This window comes from Longimicrobium sp. (genome assembly GCF_048594345.1).
Taxonomy (GTDB): Bacteria; Gemmatimonadota; Gemmatimonadetes; order Longimicrobiales; family Longimicrobiaceae; genus Longimicrobium.
Map to the genome: position 1 here is coordinate 1 of NZ_JBMDXM010000252.1, position 1,304 is coordinate 1,304.

Sequence of the window (1,304 nt, forward strand, 5' to 3'; positions counted from 1 at the left end):
GGGGGGGGGGGGGGGGGGTTGGTCCGGGTTGGGCGGGGGCGGCCGCCGCCGCGGGGCCCCCCCCCCCCCCCCCCCCCCCCCCCGCCCGTGCCCCTCATTTTTACGTGCGTGCCAGCCGCGCAATGAAAGAATGAAAAGCGAAGCCCGCGCTGTGCGCGTGAGTCGAGCGTCGCTCGACTCTACCCGGGCCGCCACGCGGCCCGAGTCTGCTCTTCTTTTGATGTTCCGTGGCTGACGCGAACGCGATCTGTCGAAGGGTGGTCCGGGTGGGTTGGCGGGGGTGTCCGCGGCATGGATGCCGCGGCCAAGCCCCGGGGGTCACTTCAAGAATGGGTTCACGGCGTCCCCCGCCAACCCATCCGGACCGACCAAAACCGGAATCCCGCTTTGGAGGCGAGCCGCGAGGCGGCTCCGCCCGATGGCCGGTCAGCCCCTCGCAGAGGTTACTTCAGCCGGTCCAGCGCCTCGACCAGCTCATCCGCCAGCGGCGCGTTCAGCACATACGGGCTCTTGCCGTCGTCCAGTGCGAATTCCAGCGAGGCCGCGTGCAGGAACAGGCGCTTCAATCCGATCTGCTCACGAAGCCGCTTGTTGACCGCGGGATCGCCGTATTTGTCGTCACCTGCCACCGGATGCCCCAGGTGCTGGGCATGCACGCGGATCTGGTGGGTGCGGCCGGTCTCGATGCGCACCTCGCAGTAGGAATGGCCGCCGCGGCGCTCCAGCACCCGGAAGTGGCTGATCGATTCCTTGCCGATCGCGTTGACCTGCACATGGCGCTCGCCGCCCTGGCGCAGGCCGACATGCAGCGGTGCATCGACGGTCATCACGCCGTCGGGCATGCGCCCGGCCAGCAGGGTCAGGTAGCGCTTGCGGATGCCGGCACCGTGGTCTTCACGCAGCAGCGCCTGCAGTTCGCTCAGCGCTGAGCGCTTCTTGGCCACGATCAGCAGGCCCGAGGTGTCGCGATCCAGCCGGTGGACCAGTTCCAGGGTCTGCCCCGGGCGTAGCGCGCGCAGGGTCTCGATGGCGCCGAAACTGATGCCGCTGCCGCCGTGGCTGGCCACGCCGGTGGGCTTGTTCAGGGCCAGCAGGCGGGCGTCCTCGAAGACGATGGCCTGCTCCAGGCGGCGCATGAACGCCTCCGGCGGACCGGCCTTGTCTCCCTCCTCGCTGAGACGGACAGGCGGTACGCGCACCTCGTCACCGGCCTCCAGCTTGCGCTCGGCCTTGGCGCGGCCGCCATTCACCCGTACCTGGCCGCTGCGCACCAGCTTGTAGACCAGGCTGCGCGGGGCGCCCTT

The 1,304-nt window shown here is 70.0% G+C and carries 1 protein-coding gene; it reads right to left on the minus strand.

Going from position 1 to position 1,304, the window contains the following annotated elements:
• Nucleotides 1-443 precede the first annotated feature (443 nt).
• The coding region (locus ACOJUJ_RS26885; protein ID WP_420130019.1) for an RluA family pseudouridine synthase at nt 444-1,304 on the minus strand (861 nt) is incomplete at its 5' end.